General features: G+C 69.6%; 21 protein-coding genes. 10 read left to right on the top strand and 11 right to left on the bottom strand.

All coding sequences use genetic code 11. The annotated features are described in order from the left end of the window. From ON39_RS22200 to ON39_RS22170, 7 genes are all read right to left on the bottom strand, one after another. A partial coding sequence (locus tag ON39_RS22200; protein WP_040737259.1) for a DUF4126 domain-containing protein occupies positions 1-389 on the bottom strand: 389 nt, incomplete at its 3' end. 179 nt (positions 390-568) lie between these two features. Continuing rightward, entirely contained in the window at positions 569-1,366 is a 798-nt protein-coding gene (locus ON39_RS22195) for an ABC transporter permease (RefSeq protein WP_040737258.1), read from the bottom strand. A 4-nt stretch (positions 1,367-1,370) separates the two neighbouring features. Next, a complete protein-coding gene (locus tag ON39_RS22190) occupies positions 1,371-2,267 on the bottom strand; it encodes a 2-aminoethylphosphonate ABC transporter permease subunit (protein ID WP_040737257.1) in 897 nt (298 codons plus the stop codon). Positions 2,268-2,373: 106 nt separating this feature from the next. After that, positions 2,374-3,561, bottom strand: a complete 1,188-nt coding sequence (locus ON39_RS22185) for an ABC transporter ATP-binding protein (protein WP_040737256.1) — start codon at positions 3,559-3,561, stop codon at positions 2,374-2,376. 28 nt (positions 3,562-3,589) lie between these two features. Then, on the bottom strand, positions 3,590-4,663 hold the full coding sequence (locus ON39_RS22180; RefSeq protein WP_174412553.1) for a 2-aminoethylphosphonate ABC transporter substrate-binding protein: 1,074 nt from the start codon (positions 4,661-4,663) through the stop codon (positions 3,590-3,592). 73 nt (positions 4,664-4,736) lie between these two features. Continuing rightward, complete coding sequence (locus ON39_RS22175; RefSeq protein WP_040737255.1) at positions 4,737-5,426, bottom strand: phosphonatase-like hydrolase; 690 nt, start codon at positions 5,424-5,426, stop codon at positions 4,737-4,739. 8 nt (positions 5,427-5,434) lie between these two features. Beyond that, on the bottom strand, positions 5,435-6,562 hold the full coding sequence (locus ON39_RS22170) for a TIGR03364 family FAD-dependent oxidoreductase (RefSeq protein WP_040737272.1): 1,128 nt from the start codon (positions 6,560-6,562) through the stop codon (positions 5,435-5,437). A gap of 176 nt (positions 6,563-6,738) precedes the next feature. Here ON39_RS22170 and ON39_RS22165 point away from each other — a divergent pair, with 176 nt between their 5' ends. Together ON39_RS22165 and ON39_RS22160 are read left to right on the top strand one after the other, a co-directional pair. Continuing rightward, entirely contained in the window at positions 6,739-7,467 is a 729-nt protein-coding gene (locus ON39_RS22165; RefSeq protein WP_051186923.1) for a GntR family transcriptional regulator, read from the top strand. Between the two features lie 161 nt (positions 7,468-7,628). After that, on the top strand, positions 7,629-8,675 hold the full coding sequence (locus ON39_RS22160; RefSeq protein WP_040737254.1) for an NAD-dependent epimerase/dehydratase family protein: 1,047 nt from the start codon (positions 7,629-7,631) through the stop codon (positions 8,673-8,675). Between the two features lie 4 nt (positions 8,676-8,679). On the opposite strand, the gene ON39_RS22155 is transcribed toward ON39_RS22160, so the two are convergent. From ON39_RS22155 to ON39_RS22145, 3 genes are all read right to left on the bottom strand, one after another. Further along, positions 8,680-9,759: an NAD-dependent epimerase/dehydratase family protein gene (locus ON39_RS22155; protein ID WP_040737253.1), complete on the bottom strand. Its 1,080-nt coding sequence runs from the start codon at positions 9,757-9,759 to the stop codon at positions 8,680-8,682. Positions 9,760-9,912: 153 nt separating this feature from the next. Next, a complete protein-coding gene (locus ON39_RS48935; RefSeq protein ID WP_146251142.1) occupies positions 9,913-10,428 on the bottom strand; it encodes a hypothetical protein in 516 nt (171 codons plus the stop codon). 211 nt (positions 10,429-10,639) lie between these two features. Further along, complete coding sequence (locus ON39_RS22145; RefSeq protein WP_040737250.1) at positions 10,640-11,650, bottom strand: LLM class flavin-dependent oxidoreductase; 1,011 nt, start codon at positions 11,648-11,650, stop codon at positions 10,640-10,642. 142 nt (positions 11,651-11,792) lie between these two features. On the opposite strand from ON39_RS22145, the gene map reads away from it, so the two are divergent. The 5 genes from map (at position 11,793) to ON39_RS22120 (ending at position 15,770) form a co-directional block, all read left to right on the top strand. Continuing rightward, positions 11,793-12,656, top strand: a complete 864-nt coding sequence (gene map / locus ON39_RS22140; protein WP_040737248.1) for a type I methionyl aminopeptidase — start codon at positions 11,793-11,795, stop codon at positions 12,654-12,656. 175 nt (positions 12,657-12,831) lie between these two features. Then, positions 12,832-14,376, top strand: coding sequence for a cobyric acid synthase (locus ON39_RS22135; protein WP_040737247.1), 1,545 nt, complete (start codon positions 12,832-12,834; stop codon positions 14,374-14,376). 97 nt (positions 14,377-14,473) lie between these two features. Continuing rightward, complete coding sequence (locus tag ON39_RS22130; RefSeq protein WP_246002927.1) at positions 14,474-14,770, top strand: AbrB/MazE/SpoVT family DNA-binding domain-containing protein; 297 nt, start codon at positions 14,474-14,476, stop codon at positions 14,768-14,770. Then, entirely contained in the window at positions 14,767-15,159 is a 393-nt protein-coding gene (locus ON39_RS22125; RefSeq protein ID WP_040737245.1) for a type II toxin-antitoxin system VapC family toxin, read from the top strand. The genes ON39_RS22130 and ON39_RS22125 overlap by 4 nt, the downstream gene beginning before the upstream one ends. A gap of 47 nt (positions 15,160-15,206) precedes the next feature. Beyond that, positions 15,207-15,770: a hypothetical protein gene (locus ON39_RS22120; RefSeq protein ID WP_040737243.1), complete on the top strand. Its 564-nt coding sequence runs from the start codon at positions 15,207-15,209 to the stop codon at positions 15,768-15,770. On the opposite strand, the gene ON39_RS22115 is transcribed toward ON39_RS22120, so the two are convergent. Next, on the bottom strand, positions 15,750-16,814 hold the full coding sequence (locus ON39_RS22115; RefSeq protein ID WP_083894623.1) for an alpha/beta hydrolase: 1,065 nt from the start codon (positions 16,812-16,814) through the stop codon (positions 15,750-15,752). The two genes, ON39_RS22120 and ON39_RS22115, sit on opposite strands and share 21 nt — an antisense overlap. A 221-nt stretch (positions 16,815-17,035) precedes the next feature. On the opposite strand from ON39_RS22115, the gene mqo reads away from it, so the two are divergent. The 3 genes from mqo to ON39_RS22100 all read left to right on the top strand — a co-directional run. Then, entirely contained in the window at positions 17,036-18,556 is a 1,521-nt protein-coding gene (mqo, locus tag ON39_RS22110) for a malate dehydrogenase (quinone) (protein ID WP_051186921.1), read from the top strand. Positions 18,557-18,568: 12 nt separating this feature from the next. Beyond that, the gene (locus ON39_RS22105; RefSeq protein ID WP_040737241.1) at positions 18,569-19,018 is read left to right on the top strand and encodes a GNAT family N-acetyltransferase; all 450 of its coding nucleotides are present in this window, start codon (positions 18,569-18,571) and stop codon (positions 19,016-19,018) included. A gap of 147 nt (positions 19,019-19,165) precedes the next feature. Continuing rightward, on the top strand, positions 19,166-20,444 hold a 1,279-nt coding region (locus tag ON39_RS22100), incomplete at its 3' end, for an ATP-binding protein (protein ID WP_255219289.1).

Genomic DNA, 20,444 nt, shown 5'->3' with positions numbered 1-20,444 from the left:
ACCGGCTCCGGCGAGGTGTTGATCGCCATCCTCGTCCCGGCCTTGACCAGGTGGCTGGCCAGCGCGCTCGCGCCGCCGACCGCCCCGGCCGCCAGCTCCGGCAGCGAACCCTCTTGTCCCGCAAGCAATGCCGCGACCACGGCGCCCGCGACGGGCCGGACCACGGTGTGCAGCGCGTCCCAGAACGAGTCGAGGTACGGGATCTTGTCCGCGACCGCCTCGATCAGGAACAGCACCGCGGCGGCGATCAGGACGTCGGTGCGCTGCAGCGCGTCCGGCACCGAATCGGACAGGCCGGTGCGGCCGAACAGGCCGAGCAGCAGCACGACGGCGTAGGCGTTGACCCCGCTAGCCCAGCCCGCGGTGAAGATCAGGGGAAGTGCTGACACCTCGCCATCCTAGGTCGGCGACGCGACCCCGCGCCCGCTCCGCACACCCCTTAATTTGCCGCACACAGAATCGCGCGATTCCGTGTGCCGATCGAGAGGCGAGGGGTGAACAAGGGGTGTGCGGAGAGACGGGGTGTGCGGCGGATCGGAAGCTGTGCGGGGATCGAGGGTGGGCAGGGTCAGCGGAGCGTGGCCCGGGTGCGAAGGCGGCCGAGTAGGACGAGGGCCAGCAGTGTGACCAGTACGAGGAGGGTGGTGCTCGCGGCGGCGTCGAAGACCTCGCCGCGGTCGGTCTGCGCGAAGATGCCGACGGGGAGCGTTTTCCAGGTGGCCGGGTAGACCATGATGGTCGCGCCGAGTTCGCCCATGGAGAGGGCGACCGCGAGCCCGGCGGCCGCACCGAGGGCGGGCAGCAGGAGCGGCAGGGTGACCTGGCACAGAACTCGCGCCGGACTCGCGCCCAGCGATTCGGCCGCCTCGCGGTAGCCGGGGTCGATGCGGTCGAGCGCGGCGGCGACCGCGCTGAACGCGTAGGCCAGCACGAGCACCGAATGTGCCAGGATGACAATCCATTTGGTGCCGCCGAGCAGCACGGGGCGCTCGTTGAACGCGATGAGCACACCGAGGCCGATGGCCACCGAGGGCACGGCGACCGGCAGGTGGAACACCGCGTCCGTGCAGCGCCGCCACCAGCCGGGCGCCTCGCGGGCGGCCAGCGCCGCCCAGGTGCCCAGGATCAGCGAGACGGCGCCGGCCAGCAGCGCGGTCTGCAGGCTCACCGAGAGGCTGGCCGCCTGCTCGCCGGACAGCGCGCGCCCGAAGTTGGCGAGGCCGAGTTCCGAGGGCAGCGGGCCGGTCCAGCGTCCGGCGAACGCGGCCGCGACGACGGTGGCGATCGGCGCGACGAACACCACGATCACGACGAGCGCGAAGCCGGCGAGCACGGCGGCGCGGCCGCGTCTGGTCCACACGAGCATGGTGTCAGCTCTCCTTCCTGGCCGTGAATCGGGCGAAGACCAGCCGGTACCCGATGTAGAGCGTGAGCGACAGCAGCACCTGTACCGAGGCGAGCACCGCGGCGCCGGGCAGGTCGAAGGTGACGATGCCGCGGGTGTAGATCAGCGCGGGCAGGGTGATCACGCCCTTCGCGCCGGTGAACAGGACGATGCCGAACTCGTTGAGCGTCAACAGCAAGACCAGGCTGCCGCCCGCCGCCAGCGCCGGCCACGCCTCGGGCAGCACCACCTGGCGCAGCACCCGCCAGGGCGACGCGCCGAGGCTGGCCGCCACGTCGAGTTGTTCGCGCGGCAGCTGCGCGAACGCGGCGAGCAGCGGGCGCACGACGAACGGGGTGAAGAAGGTGATCTCGGCCAGGATCACGCCGAGCGGGGTGCTCAGAAAGTCTAGTGCCGGTTCATGATCGCCGGTGAGGCGGGAGATCAGCGCGTTCACCGCGCCGACCGTGCCGTAGAGGAACGTGAACGCCAGCGTGATCAGGAACGACGGGAGCGTCAGCACGGTGTCGATGAGCCGGCCGACGACCTGGGAGCCGGGAAAAGGCACGAACGCCAGCACGATCGCCAGGAACGTGCCGAGCACCAGGCAGCCGGCGACCGAGCTCACCGCGATGAACACGGTGCGCCACAACGCATCACGGAACGACTCGGAGCCGAGCACCTGTGACCAGACCGCCGTGCCGCGGCCGTTCGGGGTCCGGGTGGACTCCGTCAGCACGCGCACGATCGGGTACACGGCGATGAACAGCACCACCAGCAGCGGTGGCAGGGTCCACAGCACCGGCTTCCAGTTGCGTTGCCGTGCAGCGGGTTTCGGCGGGGCAGCCGCCGCGCTCGGCTGGAGTATCGCGGGCGCGCTCATGAGCGGCCGCCTACGCGCGCTCGTCCCGCCGCCTCTTGATTTGCGGCATACCGAACCGCATGCGGTCGGGGGAAAACCGAAGATACACGGCAACTTTGACTGCGTCTCATAGCGGCACCTCGCCCGAGATGGTGTGGCCGACCGGACGGGGGATGAGCACTCCGGCGGGGTCGGGGAAACGCACGCCGACGACGGCGCCGACGGCGGTATCGACCTGACCGGGCACATCCGCGGCGACCTCCTCGGCCAAGCCCTCCACCGCCACCTGGAGCCGGGTCGACGCGCCCCGCCAGACGGCGGAGACCACCGTGCCGCGCAACGCGTCACGCTCGGCGATCGCGCAGATGCGCACGGTGTGCGGGCGCACGCACAGCAGGGCCGGTGCGTCGAGGACCCAGTTCTCCTGCCCGACGCCGGGTCTCGGCGCCTCCGCACGCAGGGTCCGGCTGCCGACCGTGACGAGCGCCGACCCGCCGGACACGCGATTCACCATGCAGGACAACAGGTTCGCGCCGCCGAGAAATGCGGCGGTGAAGTCGCTCGGCGGCCGCCGCCAGAGATTCTCCGCGGTGTCGATGTCGACCAGGCGCGCGTCGCGCATGACGGCGATGCGGTCGGCCAGCGCGAGCGCCTCGGACTGATCGTGGGTCACGTACAGCATCGCCGTGTCCGGCAATGCCTTTCGCAGCTGTTGCAGCTCGCCGAGCATGGCCTGGCGCAGCTGCGCGTCCAGCGCGGCGAGCGGCTCGTCGAGCAGCAGCACCCTGGGCCGGATGGCCAGCGCCCTGGCGATAGCCACCCGCTGCTGCTGTCCGCCGGACAGCTCCCGCGGCAGCCGCTTGGCGTAGGCGCCCATGCCGACCATCTCCAGCGCCTCGGCCACCCGCGCGCCGATCTCGTTGCGCGGCACTCGATGTGCCTTCAGCCCGAACGCGACATTGCCGTGCACGCTCATGTGCGGGAACAGCGCGTAGGACTGCACGACGACGCCGATCCCGCGTTTGGCGGGGGACAGGTCGGTGACGTCGCGCCCGGCCAGCCGGACCGCGCCCGAGTTGGGCCGGACAAAGCCTGCCAGCGCCTTGAGCGCGGTCGACTTGCCGGACCCGCTCGGTCCGAGCAGCGCGACGGTCTCGCCCTCGGCGACGCGCAGCGTGAAATCCGCCAGCGCGACAGTGGTTTTGCGGCCGCTGCGGTAGCTCACCCCGACCCGGTCGAACACGATCGCCGGTTCGGTGGCGGCCGGCCTGGACCGGGTGGTGGACGACTTCGTCAGCGCGTCACCGGTGGACATGGTCGACTCCCTTGTGCTCGAAAGCGTTTCAGCTACCGGTGGCCTTCTGGTAGGCGGCCAGGTCGCCGTCCAGATCGGTGAGCACCGTGTTCCAGTCGACCGGCAGCACCTCCACGCCCTTCAGCACCGAGCTCGCCGACTGACCCGCCCCGGCGACCGCGGCGTCGCGCAGCTCCGCACGGGCGGGCACCGCGAAAGCGTCCGGCCCGAGGGACTTCTGCGCCTCGGCCGAGAGCAGGAACTCCATCAGCTTCGTCGCGTCGGACTTGTGCGGGGCGCCCTTGGCCAGGCCCATCACGTAGGGCACCGCGACGGTGGACTTCTTGCCGTCGGCGGCCGCCGGGAAGAAGACGCTGAACTTCGAGCCCTTCTCCTTGATGGTGGTCAGGTTCATCTGCACGTCGCCGTTGGCGATGGTCAGCTCGCCCTTGTCCACCTTGGCCTGCAGCTTGCCGGTGGACGAGGACGGCCCGGCGTTGTTGGCCTGCAGCTTGGTCAGGTAGTCCAGCGCGCCCTGCTTGCCGAGCAGCTTCTGCAGCAGGATCAACACCGCGGTGCCGTCGCCGGCCTGGCCGGGCGTGGAGTACTGCAGTTTGCCCTCGAGCTCCGGCTTCAGCAGGTCGTCCCAGGTGAGCGCGGAGGCGTCGACCGACGGGTTGGCGATGAAGCACAGGTAGTTGTTGGCCAGGGTGACGTACTTGCCGTCGGCGTCCTTGTCGGCCGCCGGGACTGCGGCGGTGTCTACGCCGCTGTCCTGGAGCAGCCCACCGGCTTTCGCCTTCTGGATGAACGGCGGCAGCGTGACGACCACGTCGGCCTGCGGGTTGGCCTGCTCCTTGTCGATCCGGTTGACCACCTCGCCGGAGCCGGCCTCGACCAGGTTCACCGCGATCCCGGTCCGCTTCTCGAACTCCGCGAACCGGCTCTTGTACCAGGGGCCGACACCGTCGGCGGAGTAGACCGTGACGGTCTTGCCACTCGCGCTGTCGGTGCCGGTCCCGCCGCAGGCTGCGGTCGCCGCGACGGCGGTGGCGGTGACGGCGAGCAGCGCGGTGCGGGCGAGGGTGCGTGCCAGCTGGACCGGCGTGAACGAAGTACGCACGATGACTACAACTTTCGGTTCGGGAGGAGTGGAGTCGGAGGGTTGGGTGGACCGTCGGCGGTGGATGCCGGCGTCAGATGTGCTCGGCGAGCACCAGTTCGGCGAACTCGACCACCGACGGCACGACATGGGTGGCGCCCGCCGCGCGCAGCTGGGCGTCGTCGTGCGCGCCGGTGAGCGTGCCCGCGACGACGCGGGCGCCCGCGGCCAGACCGGTGGCGATATCGCTCGTCGTATCGCCCAGCACCGCAACGCGATCCACGGCATCGGCCTGCAAGCGCAGCAGCGCGGTGAGGACCAGGTCGGGGTAGGGGCGGCCGCGTCCGGCGTCCGAGGGAGCCAGGGTGAGGTCGGCGATGTCCTTCCAGTCCAGCGCGTGCAGCAGGCGATCCTGGGTGGACCGGCTGAACCCGGTGGTGAGCGCGACCTTGATGCCCGCGCCGCGCAGTTTCGTAATGGCTTCGGCCGCACCGGGAATCGGTGTGATGTCGACCTCGTCGATCAGTGACTCGTAGGCGATCTCGAAGGCGCGGTTGGCTTCCTGCGCGCGGTCCTCGTCGTTCAGCAGCGCGCGGAAGACGGCGATCTTCGACTGTCCCATGGTGTCGAGCACGTACTGACGGGCTCGCTCGCGTTGCGGCCCTTCGGCTTCGATGCCCGCCGCCGTCGCGGCGACGTCGAAGGCGCGCAGGACGAGCCCGCCGTCGGCGACGGTGGTGCCCGCCATGTCCAAGACGGCTAGTTGAATGGTGTTGTCGGACAAGGCAATCCTCACAGGTTCAGAAGGTCGGCGGTCTGCTCGCCGAGCGCGGGGCCGAGGGTCATGCCGCGCCCGCCCGGCCCGGTGACGACCCAGGTGTGCTCGCCCGCCTTGGCGCGGGTGACGAGGGCGGTGGGGTCGACGCTCTGGCTGTACACACCGGCCCAGCGCCGGACCACCTGCGGCAGCGGACGTCCGAGCAGCTCCTCGGTGACCGCGGTGAGGTGCTCGTACGGCGCCTCGTCCACGTCGAACGCGAAGGGCTCGTCGTACTCGTGGGTGTCGCCGATGGTCAGCCCGCCGTGCAGCCGCTGCACGCACAGCAGCTGCATCTTGTGCTCGGCGGCGGTGGCCGACTGGGACTGTTCGCGATTGAGCGCGTCCACCTGCTCGCCCGCGAAACCCGGGTAGTAGCGGAAGCTGTCGCCGTCGGCGATGGCGGTGGTCAGCGGCTCGCCGAGCGGGGCGGTCTGCATCATCTGGAGTCGGACTCGGCGCACCGGCAGGTCGTCGACGAGTTCGCGGGTGAGGCCGCCGTGCGCCGCGCCGGGGCAGGCGAGCACCAGGTCGGCGTCGAAGCGGCGGCCATGGTCGTCGCGCACGACGGCGCCGGCCGCGGTGTCCTCGACCGATCTGGCCTCGGTGCCCGCGTGGAAGGTGTAGCGGCCGGTGGCCGCCAGGTAGGCGCGCAGCGCGGGCAGGGCCTGGCGCGACTCGACCGCCGCGTCCGTCGAACAGTGCAGTCCGGCAAGGAATTTCCCGCGCAGCGCGGGGTTGATCGCGCGCACCCGCTCCGGATCGAGCAGCTCGAAACCGCGCGCCTCGGCCGACGGGCCCGCCGTGGCGGCCTCGGCGACGGCCAGTTCGACGGGGGTGCGGACGAGCGTCATGGAGCCGGCCGGCCGGAAGCCGACGCCGGGGACCTTGCCGCCGATCTCCTCCCACAGCTCGCGCGAGCGCAGCGTCAGCGCCAATTCGGCGGTGGTGCGGCCGGAGACCCACACCAGGCCGAAGTTGCGTACCGTGGCGCCGCGGGCCTCGGTCTCCCGCTCCAGCTGGACGACCTCGTGACCGCGGCGGACGGCGGCCAGGGCGTGGGCGGTGCCGAGGATTCCACCTCCGATGATGACCAATCGCATGGGGCCCATCGTGCACATTGGTCTAGACCAAGGGGTGTTTCCTATGCGAACGTCAGGTTAATAATTGGTATAGACCAATTGCGGGTACGCTGTGCCGCATGGAAGCAACGGAGGTGGGGGCCGAAGCGACGGAGATCGGGGTCGAGTCGGTAGCGGGCGTGGCGGCATCCGACGAGATGCGCGGCGCGCGAGCCGAATTCGCGCTGCCGGACCGGCTGCCGAAGTCCTATCGGGTGCGCACCGAGCTGGAGACGATCCTCGACGGTCTCGCCGAGGGCGATCCGGTGCCCTCGGAGCGGGAGCTGGCGATCCGGTTCGAGGTCGCGCGGGAGACCGTCCGGCAGGCGCTGCGAGACCTCTTGGTGGAGGGGCGAATTCGCAGGCAGGGTCGCGGCACCGTGGTGTCGCGCCCGAAAATGGTTCAGCCGCTGTCGCTTCGGTCCTACACCGAGGGGGCCATCAGCTACGGCCGCGTCCCGGGACGTCTGCTCGTCGGCTGGGACGACGTGCCCGCCGACGCCGATACCGCGCGCGATCTCGCTGTGCCCGTGGGGACTTCGGTCATGCACCTGGAGCGCGTCCTGCTCGCCGACGGTGAGCGCATCGGCCTGGAGAGCACCTACCTCCCGCTGCACCGCTTCGCCGGCCTGCGCGCCACCTACGACCCGACCACCTCGCTCTACGCCGCGGTGCGCGACTCGGGCGTGGTCTTCGGCCGGGCCACCGAGCGCATCGAGACCGTTCTCGCTTCTCCGCGAGAGGCCGCGCTGCTCGAATGCACCACGGCGCTACCGCTTCTGCTGCTGCACCGCCGCAGTCTCGACGCCGACGGCGAGCCCATCGAGCGGGTCCGCGGGCTCTACCGCGGTGACCGGATCGCGTTCGAGGCGCACCTGACCAAGTAGCGACTCGCCCGGCAGTGACGGCTTGGACCGGTGTCGCGCGCCCACGAGCAGGTTGGAGCCCACGCGGGCGGGTATCTCGGCCTGCGTCGTCGGTAGCCAGAGGAGGAGAACGTGAACGAGTCGTTGTCGTCGCCGTCCCGCAACCGGCGAGATGGCGGCGGATGAAAGTCGTCATCACCGGGGCGACCGGCAATGTCGGGACGGCGCTGCTGCGTTCGCTGGATGGTGCCGGGCTGGAGCTGGTCGGCGTCGCACGTCGCGTCCCGCCTCGGAGCCGCACGGAGGTCCGGTGGATCTCCTGTGACATCGGCGATCCCGATGCGATCCCACTCCTCGAGGACGCGTTCCGTGGCGCGGACGCGGTGGTGCATCTGGCGTGGGCGATCGACCCGCGCCGCGACGACCCGCCGATGGCCCGGACGAATGGGGCCGGCACCGAGCATGTTCTGCGGGCGGTGGCCGCCGCCGCGGTGCCGCACCTGATCTGCGCCTCGTCGGCGGCCGCGTACGCCCCCGGCCCGCGATGGCGGCAGATCGATGAAGACTGGCCGCGAACGGGAGTGCACGGCAGCGCCTACAGCCTCGGCAAGGCCGCACTCGAGTCCCAGCTCGACGCGTTCGAACGCGATCAGCCCTCGATCCGGGTCGCCCGCATCCTGCCCTGCGGAATCACCCAGGCCGCCGCGGCCGCCGAGATGGGCGACTGGTTACTGCCTTCCTGGCTGCCGCGCTCGCTCATCGGCCGCCGCTGGGTGCCGGTGCCGTTGTGGAAAGACCTGCGCCTGCAACTCGTGCACGCCGACGATGTCGCGCAGGCCATCCGGCTGCTGCTCGAGCGTCGCGCGGCGGGAGCGTTCAATCTCGCGGCCGACCCGGTGTTGCCGGCCTGGGCATTGGTGGGCCTGTTCGGTGGATTTCGCATGCCTGTCTCCCATCGCCTGGCCGCAGTCTTCGCCCGGATCACCTGGCGGCTCGGCGTGCAGCCGCTGCACCCCGGCTGGCTCGTGCTGGCCGACCGAGCCGCCCTTGTCGATTCCGGTAAGGCGCGTCGGGAACTCGGCTGGTCGCCGCGCTGGGACGCCACCGCGACCGCCGCGGAGCTGGCGCGAATGCTGCGGGCGGGCCGAACCGGCGCGAGTGCGCCACTCGACCCGGCTCCCAACGACATTCGGCTCGGTCGTCCGACGCATCAGAGCCAGGATCAGTAGCCGCTCACGAGCGGCGGGATGTCGCGAGGTCGACCGGGTCCGCGCCGCCGACCCCCGAGGTGAATTCGTGGATGCGCAGCGGCCCGCCCGCGTGCCGGGCGAGCGGCGGAGTGTCGATGGCCGCGTAGGTGCGCAGGCCGTCCACGAGTTCGCGCAGGGCGTCGAGCGAGCTGAAGCGCGGTTGCCAGCCGAGGTCGATGTGGGCGCGCGTGGTGTCCAGCACGGGGATGCGCAGAAATCCGTCGAACAGCTGGGGCGGGACCGGGATCAGGCGCAGATGCCAGGCTGCGGCGAGGGCGGTCCGCACGAGCTTGGTCGGCAGGCGGGCCGGGCGGGCGTCGAACAGTTCGCCCAGCCGCGCGGGGTCGAGCAGCGGCTCGGCGGCGATATTGAAGGGCCCGGACACCGGCCGGGTGACGGCGAGCCGGAACGCGTCGGCGACATCGTCGGCGTGCACCACCTGGAACAACAGCTCCCGCACCAGCGGCAGAACCGGCAGCAACTCCGGCCGAACCAGCCGGTTCGGCAGCAGCGGACCGGCGAACAGCCGACGCTGGCCGCTCGCCGCGCCGCGCTGGAAGATGAAGCCGGGCCGCAGCCGCACCACCCGGCACGCCGGATACCGCTGCTCGAAGGTGTCCAGCAGCCGCTCGACGTAGGCCTTCTCCCGCATGTAGCCAGCCTCCGGCCAGCCGTCGGTCGGCCAGCTCTCGGTCACCGGCCGGTCGTCGCGGCGCGGCGAGTACGCACCCACCGACGATGCGTAGGCCAGGGCGGGCACCCCGGCGGCGGCGACCGCGTCCAGTACGCGCGCGCTGCCGATGGCGTTCGCCGCCCAGGTCACGTCCGGCCGGTGTGTCGGCTGGATCAGCCAGGCCAGATGCACCACCGCGTCCGCGCCCTGGAACAGGGCCGCCAGGTCGTCGGTCCGCACATCGGCCGACGCCCATTCAGTCTTCGCGACGTGACGGTTCGGTAATCGACGGGCGACGCCCAGAATCGAGGTCACCGCCGGGTCGGCGGCCAGCGACTCGACCACCGCGGTCCCGACGTTCCCGGTAGCACCTAGTACGACGACACGCATGTGGACTCCTCGTCACGACAATGCCCCTCGACGCGGCATACCCGCACGACAGCGGGTGACACTCGGCGCACGCGGATACCGTCGACGCCGAGGGCTTCAGTGCCGTGGTGCCGGTTGCGCAGGACAGCATCTATCCGATGGTGCCCCCCACGCTCATGCGTCGGAGATCATCTCCGCAACCAGGGCGGCGGTCATCGGTACCTGTCCGCAGGTGCGGGAGATCGGCTCGATCCTCACCGCGGGCCACACCCGGCTCGTCGCAATGGATGCGGCGTCGCGCTGCCCGATCTTGCCCCGCTGCTCTTGGCTTCGAACCCCGATCAGGTTCAGCAGATGTGGAATACCGGAATGAAACGGGGCCGCGATTTCGACATTTCGTGGGAGCGCATGCAGGAGGGCTTCCATGCCCAGTCCTTGCAGGGCGGCGCGCAGCAGTTCCAGTCGGAGACCTCGGAGCAGGTGACAACGCTCGCCCGCTCGGCTGCACCGACGATCGAACATCACCTGACGATGGTGCGTGAGGCCCTCGCGGTCTGCTGAAAGCCTTCGCCGCCACTGATTTACGCATGCAGGCGGCGAGATCGCATCGATCCCGCCGCCTGCATCGGCATTGGAAGTCTTTACAACGTCGCCAACCACAGACTCAGCACGGCGACCACGATCATCCACGTGCCCAAGATGATTCGCGCCGATTGCGCGCTGCCGAAACTGGAAGCCACCTGTGCGGTGGGGTAGTGGCGACGGGGATTCGCGTTGCGCACGGATATCAACTCCTCGGATCGCTGGTGCGCCGATCGTGCCCTTGCAAGAGTGGCGGTACCCGAATGCCGGAGTATCACAACGGAATCCGCACACTCGGGCCGTGACATACGCCACTCGGTCAGCCGACCTGCGGCGCCACCTTCGCGCCCAGCAATTCGATGTTGTGCAGCACCTTTTCGTGCGGCAGGGTGCCGACGCTGGTGTGCAGCATGAACCGGTCGAGGCCGAGGGTGTCGCGGATGTCGGCGATCTTCTCGGCGACGTAGTCGGGGCCGCCGACGAACAGCGAACCCTCCTTCGAGCGCAGGGCGTCGAACTGGGGACGGGTCATCGGGCCCCAGCCGCGCTCGCGGCCGATGACGCTCATGGCCAGCGCGTAGGGCTCGTAGAAGTCGGCGACGGCCTGCTCGTCGGTGTCGGCGATGTAACCGTGCGCGTGCACCGCGACCGGCTGCTTCTCGTGTCCGCCCTCGGCGAGCGCGCGGTGGTACAGATCGACCAGCGGCTTGAACCGGGCCGGCTGTCCGCCGATGATCGCGATGGCCAGCGGCAGGCCGAGCAGTCCGGCGCGCACCACCGATTCGGGGCTGCCGCCCACCGCGATCCACACCGGCAGCGGCCGGTTGTCGGTGCGCGGGTATACGGTGGTCTCGCGCAGCGGCGCGCGGAACTTGCCCGACCAGGTGACCGGCTTGTCCTCGCGAATGTGCAGCAGCAGAGCCAGTTTCTCTTCGAAGAGCTCGTCGTAGTCACTGAGGTCCAGGCCAAACAATGGAAAGCTCTCGGTGAACGACCCGCGCCCGGCCATCAGCTCCGCGCGGCCGTTGGACAGTCCGTCGAGCGTGGCGAAATCCTGGTACACGCGTACCGGATCGTCGGAGCTGAGCACGCTGACCGCGCTGGTCAGCTGGATCTTCTCGGTGCGTGCCGCGATGGCCGCGAGAACGACCGCGGGGGAGGAGGCGGCGAAGTCCTTACGGTGATGCTCGCCGACGCCGTAGACATCGAGCCCTGCGCGGTCGGTCGCGACGGCCTCCGCGACCACCTCGCGCAACCGCTCGGCCGCGCTCGGGGCGGGCCGGTCGCCGACCGGGTACAGCTCGGCGAAGGTCGTGAGTCCTAATTCCACGGTCGAGCCTCTTCCTTCAGTAGTGTCGATGTCAACCAATACCGTAAACGGACCACGGTCCGTAGGTATTCCGCCTGGCCTCCACCCCCGACTGGGTCTGGCGCTCGAGCGCACGGGCCGGGGTCCGATTACGCTGTTCGCTATGTCTGTCCGCACTCGCAAGCCGCTCGTTCCCGGCACCCAGTCACCCACCCGCGAGGTTCCGCGCACCATCGAGCGCCCGGAGTACGCGTGGAAGAAGACCGTCAACGAGGGTCGCGAGCCCTGGGTGCAGACGGCCGAGACGATCGAGAAGATGCGGATCGCGAGCAAGATCGCGGCGCAGGCGCTGGAAGAGGCCGGTAAGGCCGTCGCGCCCGGCGTCACCACCGACGAACTGGACCGGATCGCACACGAGTACATGTGCGACCACGGCGCGTACCCGTCGACCTTGGGCTACAAGGGTTTTCCGAAGTCCTGCTGCACCTCGCTCAACGAGGTGATCTGCCACGGGATCCCGGACTCCACGGTGATCGAGGACGGCGACATCGTGAACATCGACGTCACCGCCTACATCCACGGCGTGCACGGCGACACCAACAAGACCTACCTCGCCGGCGACGTGGACGAGGAGGTCCGCCTGCTCGTCGAGCGGACCGAGGAGGCCACCATGCGGGCGATCAAGGCGGTCCGGCCCGGCCGGGCGCTGAACGTCATCGGCCGCGTGATCGAGTCCTACGCCAACCGATTCGGCTACGGCGTGGTCCGCGACTTCACCGGACACGGCGTCGGCCCGACCTTCCACAGCGGCCTGGTGATCCTGCACTACGACCAGCCTGCCATCGAGTCGATCATCGAACCCGGCATGACCTTCACCATCGAGCCGATGATCAACCTCGGCGGCATCGACTACGAGATCTGGGACGACGGCTGGACCGTAGTCACCAAGGACCGCAAGTGGACGGCCCAGTTCGAACACACCCTCGTCGTGACAGACACCGGCGCGGAAATCCTCACTGTGCCGTGAGGAATGGGCATGAGTGCGGACCGCCTAGTTCGAGGCTTGCGCCGTCGGGTCGTCACCGAGACGGGCGCGGAAATCCTCACTGTGCCGTGAGGGTGGACATGAGTGCGGACGGCCCTATCCGAGGTTTGCGCCGCCGCGTCGTCACCGAGACCGGCGCGGACATCCGCACGCTGCCGTGAAAGGCGCTTTGCTCGTCGCGGGGACCACGTCGGACGCGGGGAAAAGCGTTGTGGTGGCGGGCATCTGCCGGATGCTGGCGCGTCGAGGGGTGCGGGTCGCTCCGTTCAAGGCGCAGAACATGTCGAACAACTCCGTGGTCACCCTCGACGGCGGCGAGATCGGGCGGGCGCAGGCGCTGCAGGCGCAGGCGTGCGGGCTCGAGCCCAGCGTGCGGTTCAACCCGGTCCTGTTGAAGCCGGGCAGCGATCGGCGCTCGCAGCTCGTGGTGCGGGGCAGGGCCGTCGGTACGGTCGGCGCGCGGGACTACTTTCGGCATCGGCGGGAGCTGCGTGAGGTGGTCGCCGCCGAACTCGCCTCGCTCCGAGCCGAATTCGACGTCGTCATCTGCGAGGGCGCGGGCTCGCCCGCCGAGATCAACCTGCGGGCAACGGATCTGGCGAACATGGGTTTGGCGCGGCCCGCCCGGCTGCCGGTGCTGCTGGTCGGCGACATCGATCGCGGCGGCGTGCTCGCCCATCTGTTCGGCACCGTCGCCATTCTGGAACCCGAAGACCAGCAATTGATCTCGGGGTTCGTGATCAACAAGTTCCGCGGCGACGTCGAACTGCTCCGGCCCGGACTCGACCGCCTGACCGAGCTGACCGGCCGTCCGACCCTCGGCGTGCTCCCGTACGCCGAGGATCTCTGGATCGACGCCGAGGACTCGCTGAGCACCGTCGCCGATGCGCCCGTCGGCCGCCCGCGCCCGCCGCTCGGCGCCGAGTGGCTGACCGTCGCCGCCGTCCGCCTGCCGCGCATCTCCAATTCGACCGATATCGAGGCCCTGGCCTGTGAGCCGGGGGTGTCGGTGCGCTGGGCGAGCGAGCCGTCCCGGTTGGCCGGCGCCGACCTCGTCGTGCTGCCCGGCAGCAAGGCGACCGTGTCGGACCTGGAGTGGTTGCGGCGCAGCGGAATCGCCGACGCACTGCGCGCGCGGGCCGCGGCGGGCGGGCCGATCCTCGGCATCTGCGGCGGCTACCAGATGCTGGGCGAACACATAGACGATCCCGTCGAGTCGGGTGCGGGGCGGGTCGACGGGCTGGGCCTGTTGGATCTGGCGATCGAGTTCGCCGATCCGAAGGTGTTGCGCCGCAGCGGCGGCCACGACGCGTCCGGAATCCCGGTGCGGGGCTACGAGATCCACCACGGCAGGGTGGCAGGCACCGGCGACCCGGCCTGGTTCGAGATCGATGGTCAACCGGAAGGCAGTGTGCGCGGCCCGCTCTGGGGCACCCACCTGCACGGCGTGCTCGAGTCGGACGAGTTCCGCCGCGCCTGGCTGCGCTCGGTGGCGGCCGCGGCCGGGCGCGCGGGTTTCGTTGTCGCCGAGGACACTTCCGTCGCCGCTGTGCGCGCGAGCCAGCTGGACCTGCTCGCCGATCTGATCGAGCGGCACCTCGATGTGGACCGGTTGGAACGCCTGCTCACCGACGGTGCGCCCGCCGATCTGCCCACCCTGGCGACCGCCGCGCTCCCCACTTCCGCGACCTCGCCGAGCTGAACTGTTGACGCGACGTACACTGCCCCTTACCTTTCAGTAAGGAATTCGGCTCCGGGTAAGGCGCGCGGGGCGATGGGCGTGGGAGAAGCACGGGTCGGTGAGTGACGTGGCGGCAGACAAGAAGTCCAACAGCCGGGCGGGGAATGTGGTGTCGGCGACCGTGACGAGCAAGGGTCAGATCACCATCCCGATCGACGTCCGGGTCGCCATGGGCCTGCGCGCCGGGGTCCGGGTCGCCTTCGTGCCCACCGACAACGGCACCTACGAACTGGTGCCCGAGACCCGAACCATCAAGTCGCTCAAGGGAATAGTCGGTTGGTCCGGCTCGCCGGTCGGCCTCGCGCAGATGAACGAGGCGATTTCGGGCAATGTCGTGGAAGGCAAGCAGAAATGATCGGTCTGGACGCCAATGTGCTGATCCGCTATCTCACCCAGGACGATCCGGAGCAGTCGGCGCGGGCCAACCAGGTGATCGACGGACTCAGCGAGAGCCGCCCCGGCTACGTGACGATGATCGTGCTCGCGGAGATCCACTGGGTGCTGCGCCGCGGCTACAAGCAGGATCCAGAGGCCGTCACCGACGTGCTGCTGGGTCTGCTCGACTCCACCGAGATCGTGGTCGAACGCGCGGACACCGTGCGCCAGGCGCTGCGGCGCGCCGCGGACGGCGCGGACTTCGCCGACGCGCTCATCCAGCAGCTGGGTCAGGAGGCGGGCTGCGACCTCACCGTCACCTTCGACCACAACGCCGGCGAACGCGCCGGCATGCGGCTGCTCGCCTGAGACGAAGACCGGGCCTCGTTCAGCTGACCCGTGTAGCGTCATTCGGCATGAAATCTCGGCAGATCACGGTGGGCGATCGGGCATGGACCGTGCGGGTGGACGGACCGGAATCCCGGCACAGCGTGCTGCTGCTGCCCGACGCCGCCGACTCGGCGGACGTCTACGACCAGGTGTGTGCTCGATTGCACAACTCCGATCTGCGCACGGTCGTGCTGGAGTCGATCGACGGCCTCGACGCCGCGGGCGTCACCGGGATCCTGGACCAGATCGGCGTGCCGTGGGCGAACGTGGCGGCCCGCGGCTCGGGCGCCGACCTGGCGTGGCGGGCGTGCGCGGCCGGATTCGGGCGCTTCATCAGCCTCGTGGTGGCCGATCGCGGTCACCCGGCGGCCCCGGGCCGGGACGGGTCCGTGGCCGACGCCACGGTCCGCCCGGTGGAGTTGCCGACCACGGTGCTGGCCACCAAGAACCTGCCCCGCGCGGTGGCCGACGCCTCCGGGCGCTTCGTTTACGGCGAGTTCCGGGTGGCCGACGTCGACGTCACGAACGTGGCGACCGAGGCCGACCACGAGTTCGCGACCGAGATCGTGCTACGCACCAGCACCTGGTGAGCCGGACTCGGCTCGGTAAGCCCTCAGCCACTCGAGCCAGCTGTCGAGTTCGGCGAAGGCCTTCGCCAGCGGCTCGGCCGAGGACAGGAACACATCGTGCTTGGCCCCGTCGATCGGCACGATGTTGGTGCGGTCGCCGAGGCAGCCCGACCAGCGCTGAATCTGCTTGACGTCCAACACCGCGTCGGCCACGTCGACGGCCGGGCCGTAGCGACGGGCGAACTTCGTCACGCGCGAGCGCAGGATCAGCGACGGCACGCCGATGTCGAGGCCCTCGTGCAGCCGCGCGTGGCCGTTGCGGATCGCCCGCAGCCAGCCGAACCGAACGGGGAAGCCGTGCAACGGTTTCCAGTCCAGGTTGTAGTCCCACTCGCCCGCGACGCTGCTGTGCAGGCTGTCGCCGTAGGTGCTGATCTTGCCGCCGGGCAGCTCGAACATCTTCCGAAAACGGCCGAGCCCCTTGATGATCGGCGTTCCGATGGTCCGGTAGTAGGACGGGCCCTGCAGGTCGAACCACGGGCTGTTGAGCACCAGGCCCGCGACTCCGGCCGCCGCCGTGCCCTCGGTCCGGTTGAGCCGATCCAGCCACAGCGGCAGGATCAAGCCGCCGGTGGAGTGCGCGTTCAGCACGACGGGAGCCCCGGTCTCCTCGCGGACGATGCGCAAGGCCTCGTTCAACTCGTCGTCATACAGTGCGAGATCGGTCACATAATGCGGTGTCTGCCCTTCGCGCAGCGACCGCCCGCACTTGCGCAGATCCAGCGCGTAGAAGTGATATCCGCGGGCCGCGAAATGCTCGGCGAGGTGCTCCTGGAAAAAGTAGTCGGTGAACCCGTGCACATACAGCACCGCGCCCTCGGCGGCCGCGAGGTTCGCGCCGGGCCGATAACGCACCAGCGTGGCCACGGCCTCGCCCTCACCGTCGGGATCTGGCCCGAACGACAGCGTGCGCTGCTGGTAGTTCTCGCCCAGCACATCGGCTTTCCACTGGCCCTCGTCCCTGGTCTCGTTGCTCGGAGTGGCGAGTGAAGTTTCCTTTGTCACATACACAATCTAGGTCACATTCTTCGGTCTCGGCGCAGGGGATCGACGTGGTGAGGTGCACAATTGGAGCTAGGTGAACGGCGGGTAACCTAACCCCCGCCATGGTTTACGAACCGAAACCGAGGCAATAACACGCAAGCACCGTGCCCAGGCAGGTCCACCCGCCCGGTGGGCCCGCGTAGAAGGACAAGGAAGTCGATCTAGCCGTGCCGAACGCTGCCATGACTGAAAAGACCGATGTTGTACTCATCGGCGCCGGCATCATGAGTGCCACCCTCGGTGCGCTGCTGCGCCAGCTGCAGCCCGATTGGTCGATCTCCCTGTTCGAGCGGCTCGACGCCGCGTCGGCGGAGAGCAGTGACCCGTGGAACAACGCGGGCACCGGACACTCGGCGCTGTGCGAGCTGAACTACAGCCCGCAGAACGCCGACGGCTCGGTGGACATCAGCAAGGCCATCGACATCAACGAGCGGTTCCAGGTGTCGCGCCAGTTCTGGTCCTACGCCGTGGAGAACAACATCCTCGGCGACCCGTCCAGGTTCATCAACCCGATTCCGCACGTGAGCTTCGTGCACGGCGCGGACAACGTCGATTACCTGCGCAAGCGCTACGAGGCGCTGGCGCCGCACCCGCTGTTCGAGGGCATGGAATTCATCGACAGCCCCGACGAATTCGCCCGGCGGCTCCCGCTGATGACGCGCGGTCGTGACTTCTCCGACCCCGTCGCGCTGAATTGGACCGACGGCGGCACCGACATCGACTTCGGGTCGCTCACCAAGGAATTACTCGCCTACCTCGGCGCCAGCGGCGCGGATCTGGCCTTCGGCCACGAGGTGCGCGACCTCGCCAAGCAGTCCGACGGGTCGTGGGCGGTCAAGGTGCGCAACCTGCGCACCCGCGAAACCCGCACGCTCATCAGCAAATTCGTGTTCGTCGGCGCGGGCGGCGGCGCGCTGCCGCTGCTACAGAAGTCCGGCATCAAGGAGATCGACGGCTTCGGCGGCTTCCCGGTGAGCGGACAGTTCTTCCGCTGCACCAACCCGGCGCTGATCCAGCAGCACGAGGCCAAGGTGTACGGCAAGGCCGCGGTCGGCGCGCCGCCGATGTCGGTGCCGCACTTGGACACTCGGGTCATCAAGGGCACGCCCGGTCTGCTGTTCGGCCCCTACGCGGGCTGGACGCCGAAGTTCCTGAAGGAGGGCAAGCTCACCGACCTGTTCAAGTCGGTGAAGCCGAACAACCTCTTCTCGCTGCTCGGCGTCGGCGTCACCGAACTCGGCCTGACCAAGTACCTGGTGAGCGAGCTGCTCAAGTCCGAGGCGGGCAAGGTGGACACGCTCAAGGAGTTCATCCCGCGCGCCGACGGCCGGGACTGGGAGCTGATCACCGCGGGCCAGCGCGTGCAGGTCATCCGGCGCAAGGGCGCGGGCGGCGTGCTCGAGTTCGGCACCGCCGTGGTCGCCGCGGCCGACGGCTCCATCGCGGGCCTGCTCGGCGCGTCCCCCGGCGCGTCCACGGGCGTCACGGCGATGCTCGACGTCATGCAGCGCTGCTTCCCGAGCGAGTACGTCGCGTGGACGCCGAAGCTGAAGGAGATGATTCCCTCACTGGGCGTCAAGCTGTCCGAGAACCAGGCCTTGTTCCACGAGGTATGGGATTGGACGTCCAAGGCGCTGAACCTCACGGGTGGCGCGAATAACACGCCGAGACCTGCGGGGGTCGCGGCAAACGGCGCGGTGTGATAGCAACAGGCGATGATGTCAACGGTTGCTCTCAAACGGTCATGGGCGTTGGATCTCGACAACGCCACCCTCTACCAGCTGTTGAAACTTCGGGTCGAAGTCTTTGTCGTCGAGCAGAAATGCGCCTATCCGGAGTTGGACGGGCTCGACCTGCTCCCGGAGACACGGCACTTCTGGCTCGATGACGAGGGCGAGGTGATCGCCACGCTGCGGTTGCTGGAGGAGCACGAGGACGGGGTGAAGTCCTTCCGGATCGGCCGCCTGTGCACGGTTCCCCCGGCGCGCGGCCACGGCTACACCACGCGCCTGCTGCAGGCCGCGCTGGCCGAGGTCGGCTCGGCGACGGTGCGGCTGAACGCGCAGTCCTACCTCGTCGACATGTACGCCAAGCACGGGTTCAAGCAGGACGGCGACGAGTTCGACGAAGACGGGATCCTGCACATTCCGATGCGCAAGGGATGATCGTCGCAGAGTTGCCCGGCCGCCTCCGTCGCTTCTTCGCGGCGGGGGCGGTTGTGTGTTCGCCAGGGTCGTGATGCGCAGGGCAGCGTCGGCCGGACCCGTCCGCGCGCCTAGAGTTGGGGCGTGTCTGTGTCCCATGCCGAAACTATGCCGTCGACTCACTCGCTGACCGGATCACCCGCGCGCCCGACGGGCGAGGGAGAGGCGGGTTTTCCGTTCTCCGCGGTGGTCGGTCAAGAGCGGCTGCAGCTGGCGCTGATCCTGTGCGCGGTGCACCCCGGCATCGGCGGCGTGCTGGTGCGCGGCGAGAAGGGCACCGCGAAATCGACCGTCGTGCGCGCGCTGGCGCAGCTGCTGCCGCCGGTCGTGGACGAGACCGGCGCGCGGCCCGCGCGGCTGGTCGAACTGCCGGTCGGCGCCACCGAGGACCGCGTGGTCGGCTCGCTGGATCTGGAGCGGGTGCTGCGCGACGGCGAGCAGGCGTTCCGGCCCGGACTGCTGGCGGCCGCGCACCACGGCGTGCTGTACGTCGACGAGGTCAACCTGCTGCACGACCACCTGGTCGACGTGCTGCTCGACGCGGCCGCGATGGGCCGGGTGCACATCGAGCGCGACGGCGTATCGCACTCGCATCCCGCGCGATTCGTGCTCGTGGGGACCATGAATCCGGAGGAGGGCGAGCTGCGGCCGCAGCTGCTCGACCGGTTCGGGCTCACCGTCGACGTGGCGGCCTCGCGCGAGGTCGACGTGCGGATGGCGGTGGTGCGGCGGCGGCTGGACTACGAGGCCGACCCGGCCGGGTTCGCCGAACGCTACGCCGCGGCTGACCGAGAGGTGGCCGAGCGCATTCTCGCCGCGCGAGACCGAGTTGCGCGGGTGCTGCTCGACGACGGCGAGCTGCGCCGAATCGCCGCGCTCTGTGCGGCTTTCGACGTCGACGGCATGCGCGCGGACCTGGTGGTCGCGCGGACCGCGACGGCGCACGCCGCCTGGCGCGGCGCGGACGCGGTCACCGAGGAGGATGTGCGGATCGCGGCCGAACTCGCACTGCCGCATAGGCGTCGGCGCGATCCGTTCGACGAGCCGGGGATCAGTGCGGACCAGCTCGATGAGGCGATGCGGGAGGCGGCGGAGGAGGTGGATCGTGAGAATCGGTCCGCCGCTGAGGAATTCGAGGAGGGGCAGTCGTCCGAAGGGAAGAACCAGTCGGGTACTGAGGATTTCGAGCAGGACCCGTCGTCCGAGGAGCCGAACCGGTCGGACACTGAGGATTTCGAGCGGGGTTCGGGGTCCGATGAGCCGACTCGGCCGGACGCCGAGGATTTCGAGCAGGGCCCGTCGGTCGAGGCGGCTCAGTCGGACGCCGGCGGTGACCAGTCGCGGGCGGGTGATCCCGAGGCCGGTCCGGACGACGACCCGGACTCGC

The organism is Nocardia tenerifensis NBRC 101015 (assembly GCF_000308715.1).
In the GTDB taxonomy this organism is placed as follows: Bacteria; Actinomycetota; Actinomycetes; order Mycobacteriales; family Mycobacteriaceae; genus Nocardia; species Nocardia tenerifensis.
The sequence above is the reverse complement of the archived record's forward strand: the minus strand, read 5'-3'. Positions and strand labels throughout refer to the sequence as shown.

Excerpts from the sequence above, each read along its gene's own strand:
- ON39_RS22185 (WP_040737256.1), bottom strand. The coding sequence starts at position 3,561 with ATGTCCACCGGTGACGCGCTGACGAAGTCGTCCACCACCCGGTCCAGG.
- ON39_RS22190 (WP_040737257.1), bottom strand. The coding sequence starts at position 2,267 with ATGAGCGCGCCCGCGATACTCCAGCCGAGCGCGGCGGCTGCCCCGCCG.
- ON39_RS22155 (WP_040737253.1), bottom strand. The coding sequence starts at position 9,759 with ATGCGTGTCGTCGTACTAGGTGCTACCGGGAACGTCGGGACCGCGGTG.
- ON39_RS22170 (WP_040737272.1), bottom strand. The coding sequence starts at position 6,562 with ATGCGATTGGTCATCATCGGAGGTGGAATCCTCGGCACCGCCCACGCC.
- ON39_RS22120 (WP_040737243.1), top strand. The coding sequence starts at position 15,207 with ATGAAATCTCGGCAGATCACGGTGGGCGATCGGGCATGGACCGTGCGG.
- mqo (WP_051186921.1), top strand. The coding sequence starts at position 17,036 with ATGACTGAAAAGACCGATGTTGTACTCATCGGCGCCGGCATCATGAGT.
- ON39_RS22195 (WP_040737258.1), bottom strand. The coding sequence starts at position 1,366 with ATGCTCGTGTGGACCAGACGCGGCCGCGCCGCCGTGCTCGCCGGCTTC.
- ON39_RS22165 (WP_051186923.1), top strand. The coding sequence starts at position 6,739 with ATGCGCGGCGCGCGAGCCGAATTCGCGCTGCCGGACCGGCTGCCGAAG.
- map (WP_040737248.1), top strand. The coding sequence starts at position 11,793 with ATGTCTGTCCGCACTCGCAAGCCGCTCGTTCCCGGCACCCAGTCACCC.
- ON39_RS22125 (WP_040737245.1), top strand. The coding sequence starts at position 14,767 with ATGATCGGTCTGGACGCCAATGTGCTGATCCGCTATCTCACCCAGGAC.
- ON39_RS22105 (WP_040737241.1), top strand. The coding sequence starts at position 18,569 with ATGATGTCAACGGTTGCTCTCAAACGGTCATGGGCGTTGGATCTCGAC.
- ON39_RS22160 (WP_040737254.1), top strand. The coding sequence starts at position 7,629 with ATGAAAGTCGTCATCACCGGGGCGACCGGCAATGTCGGGACGGCGCTG.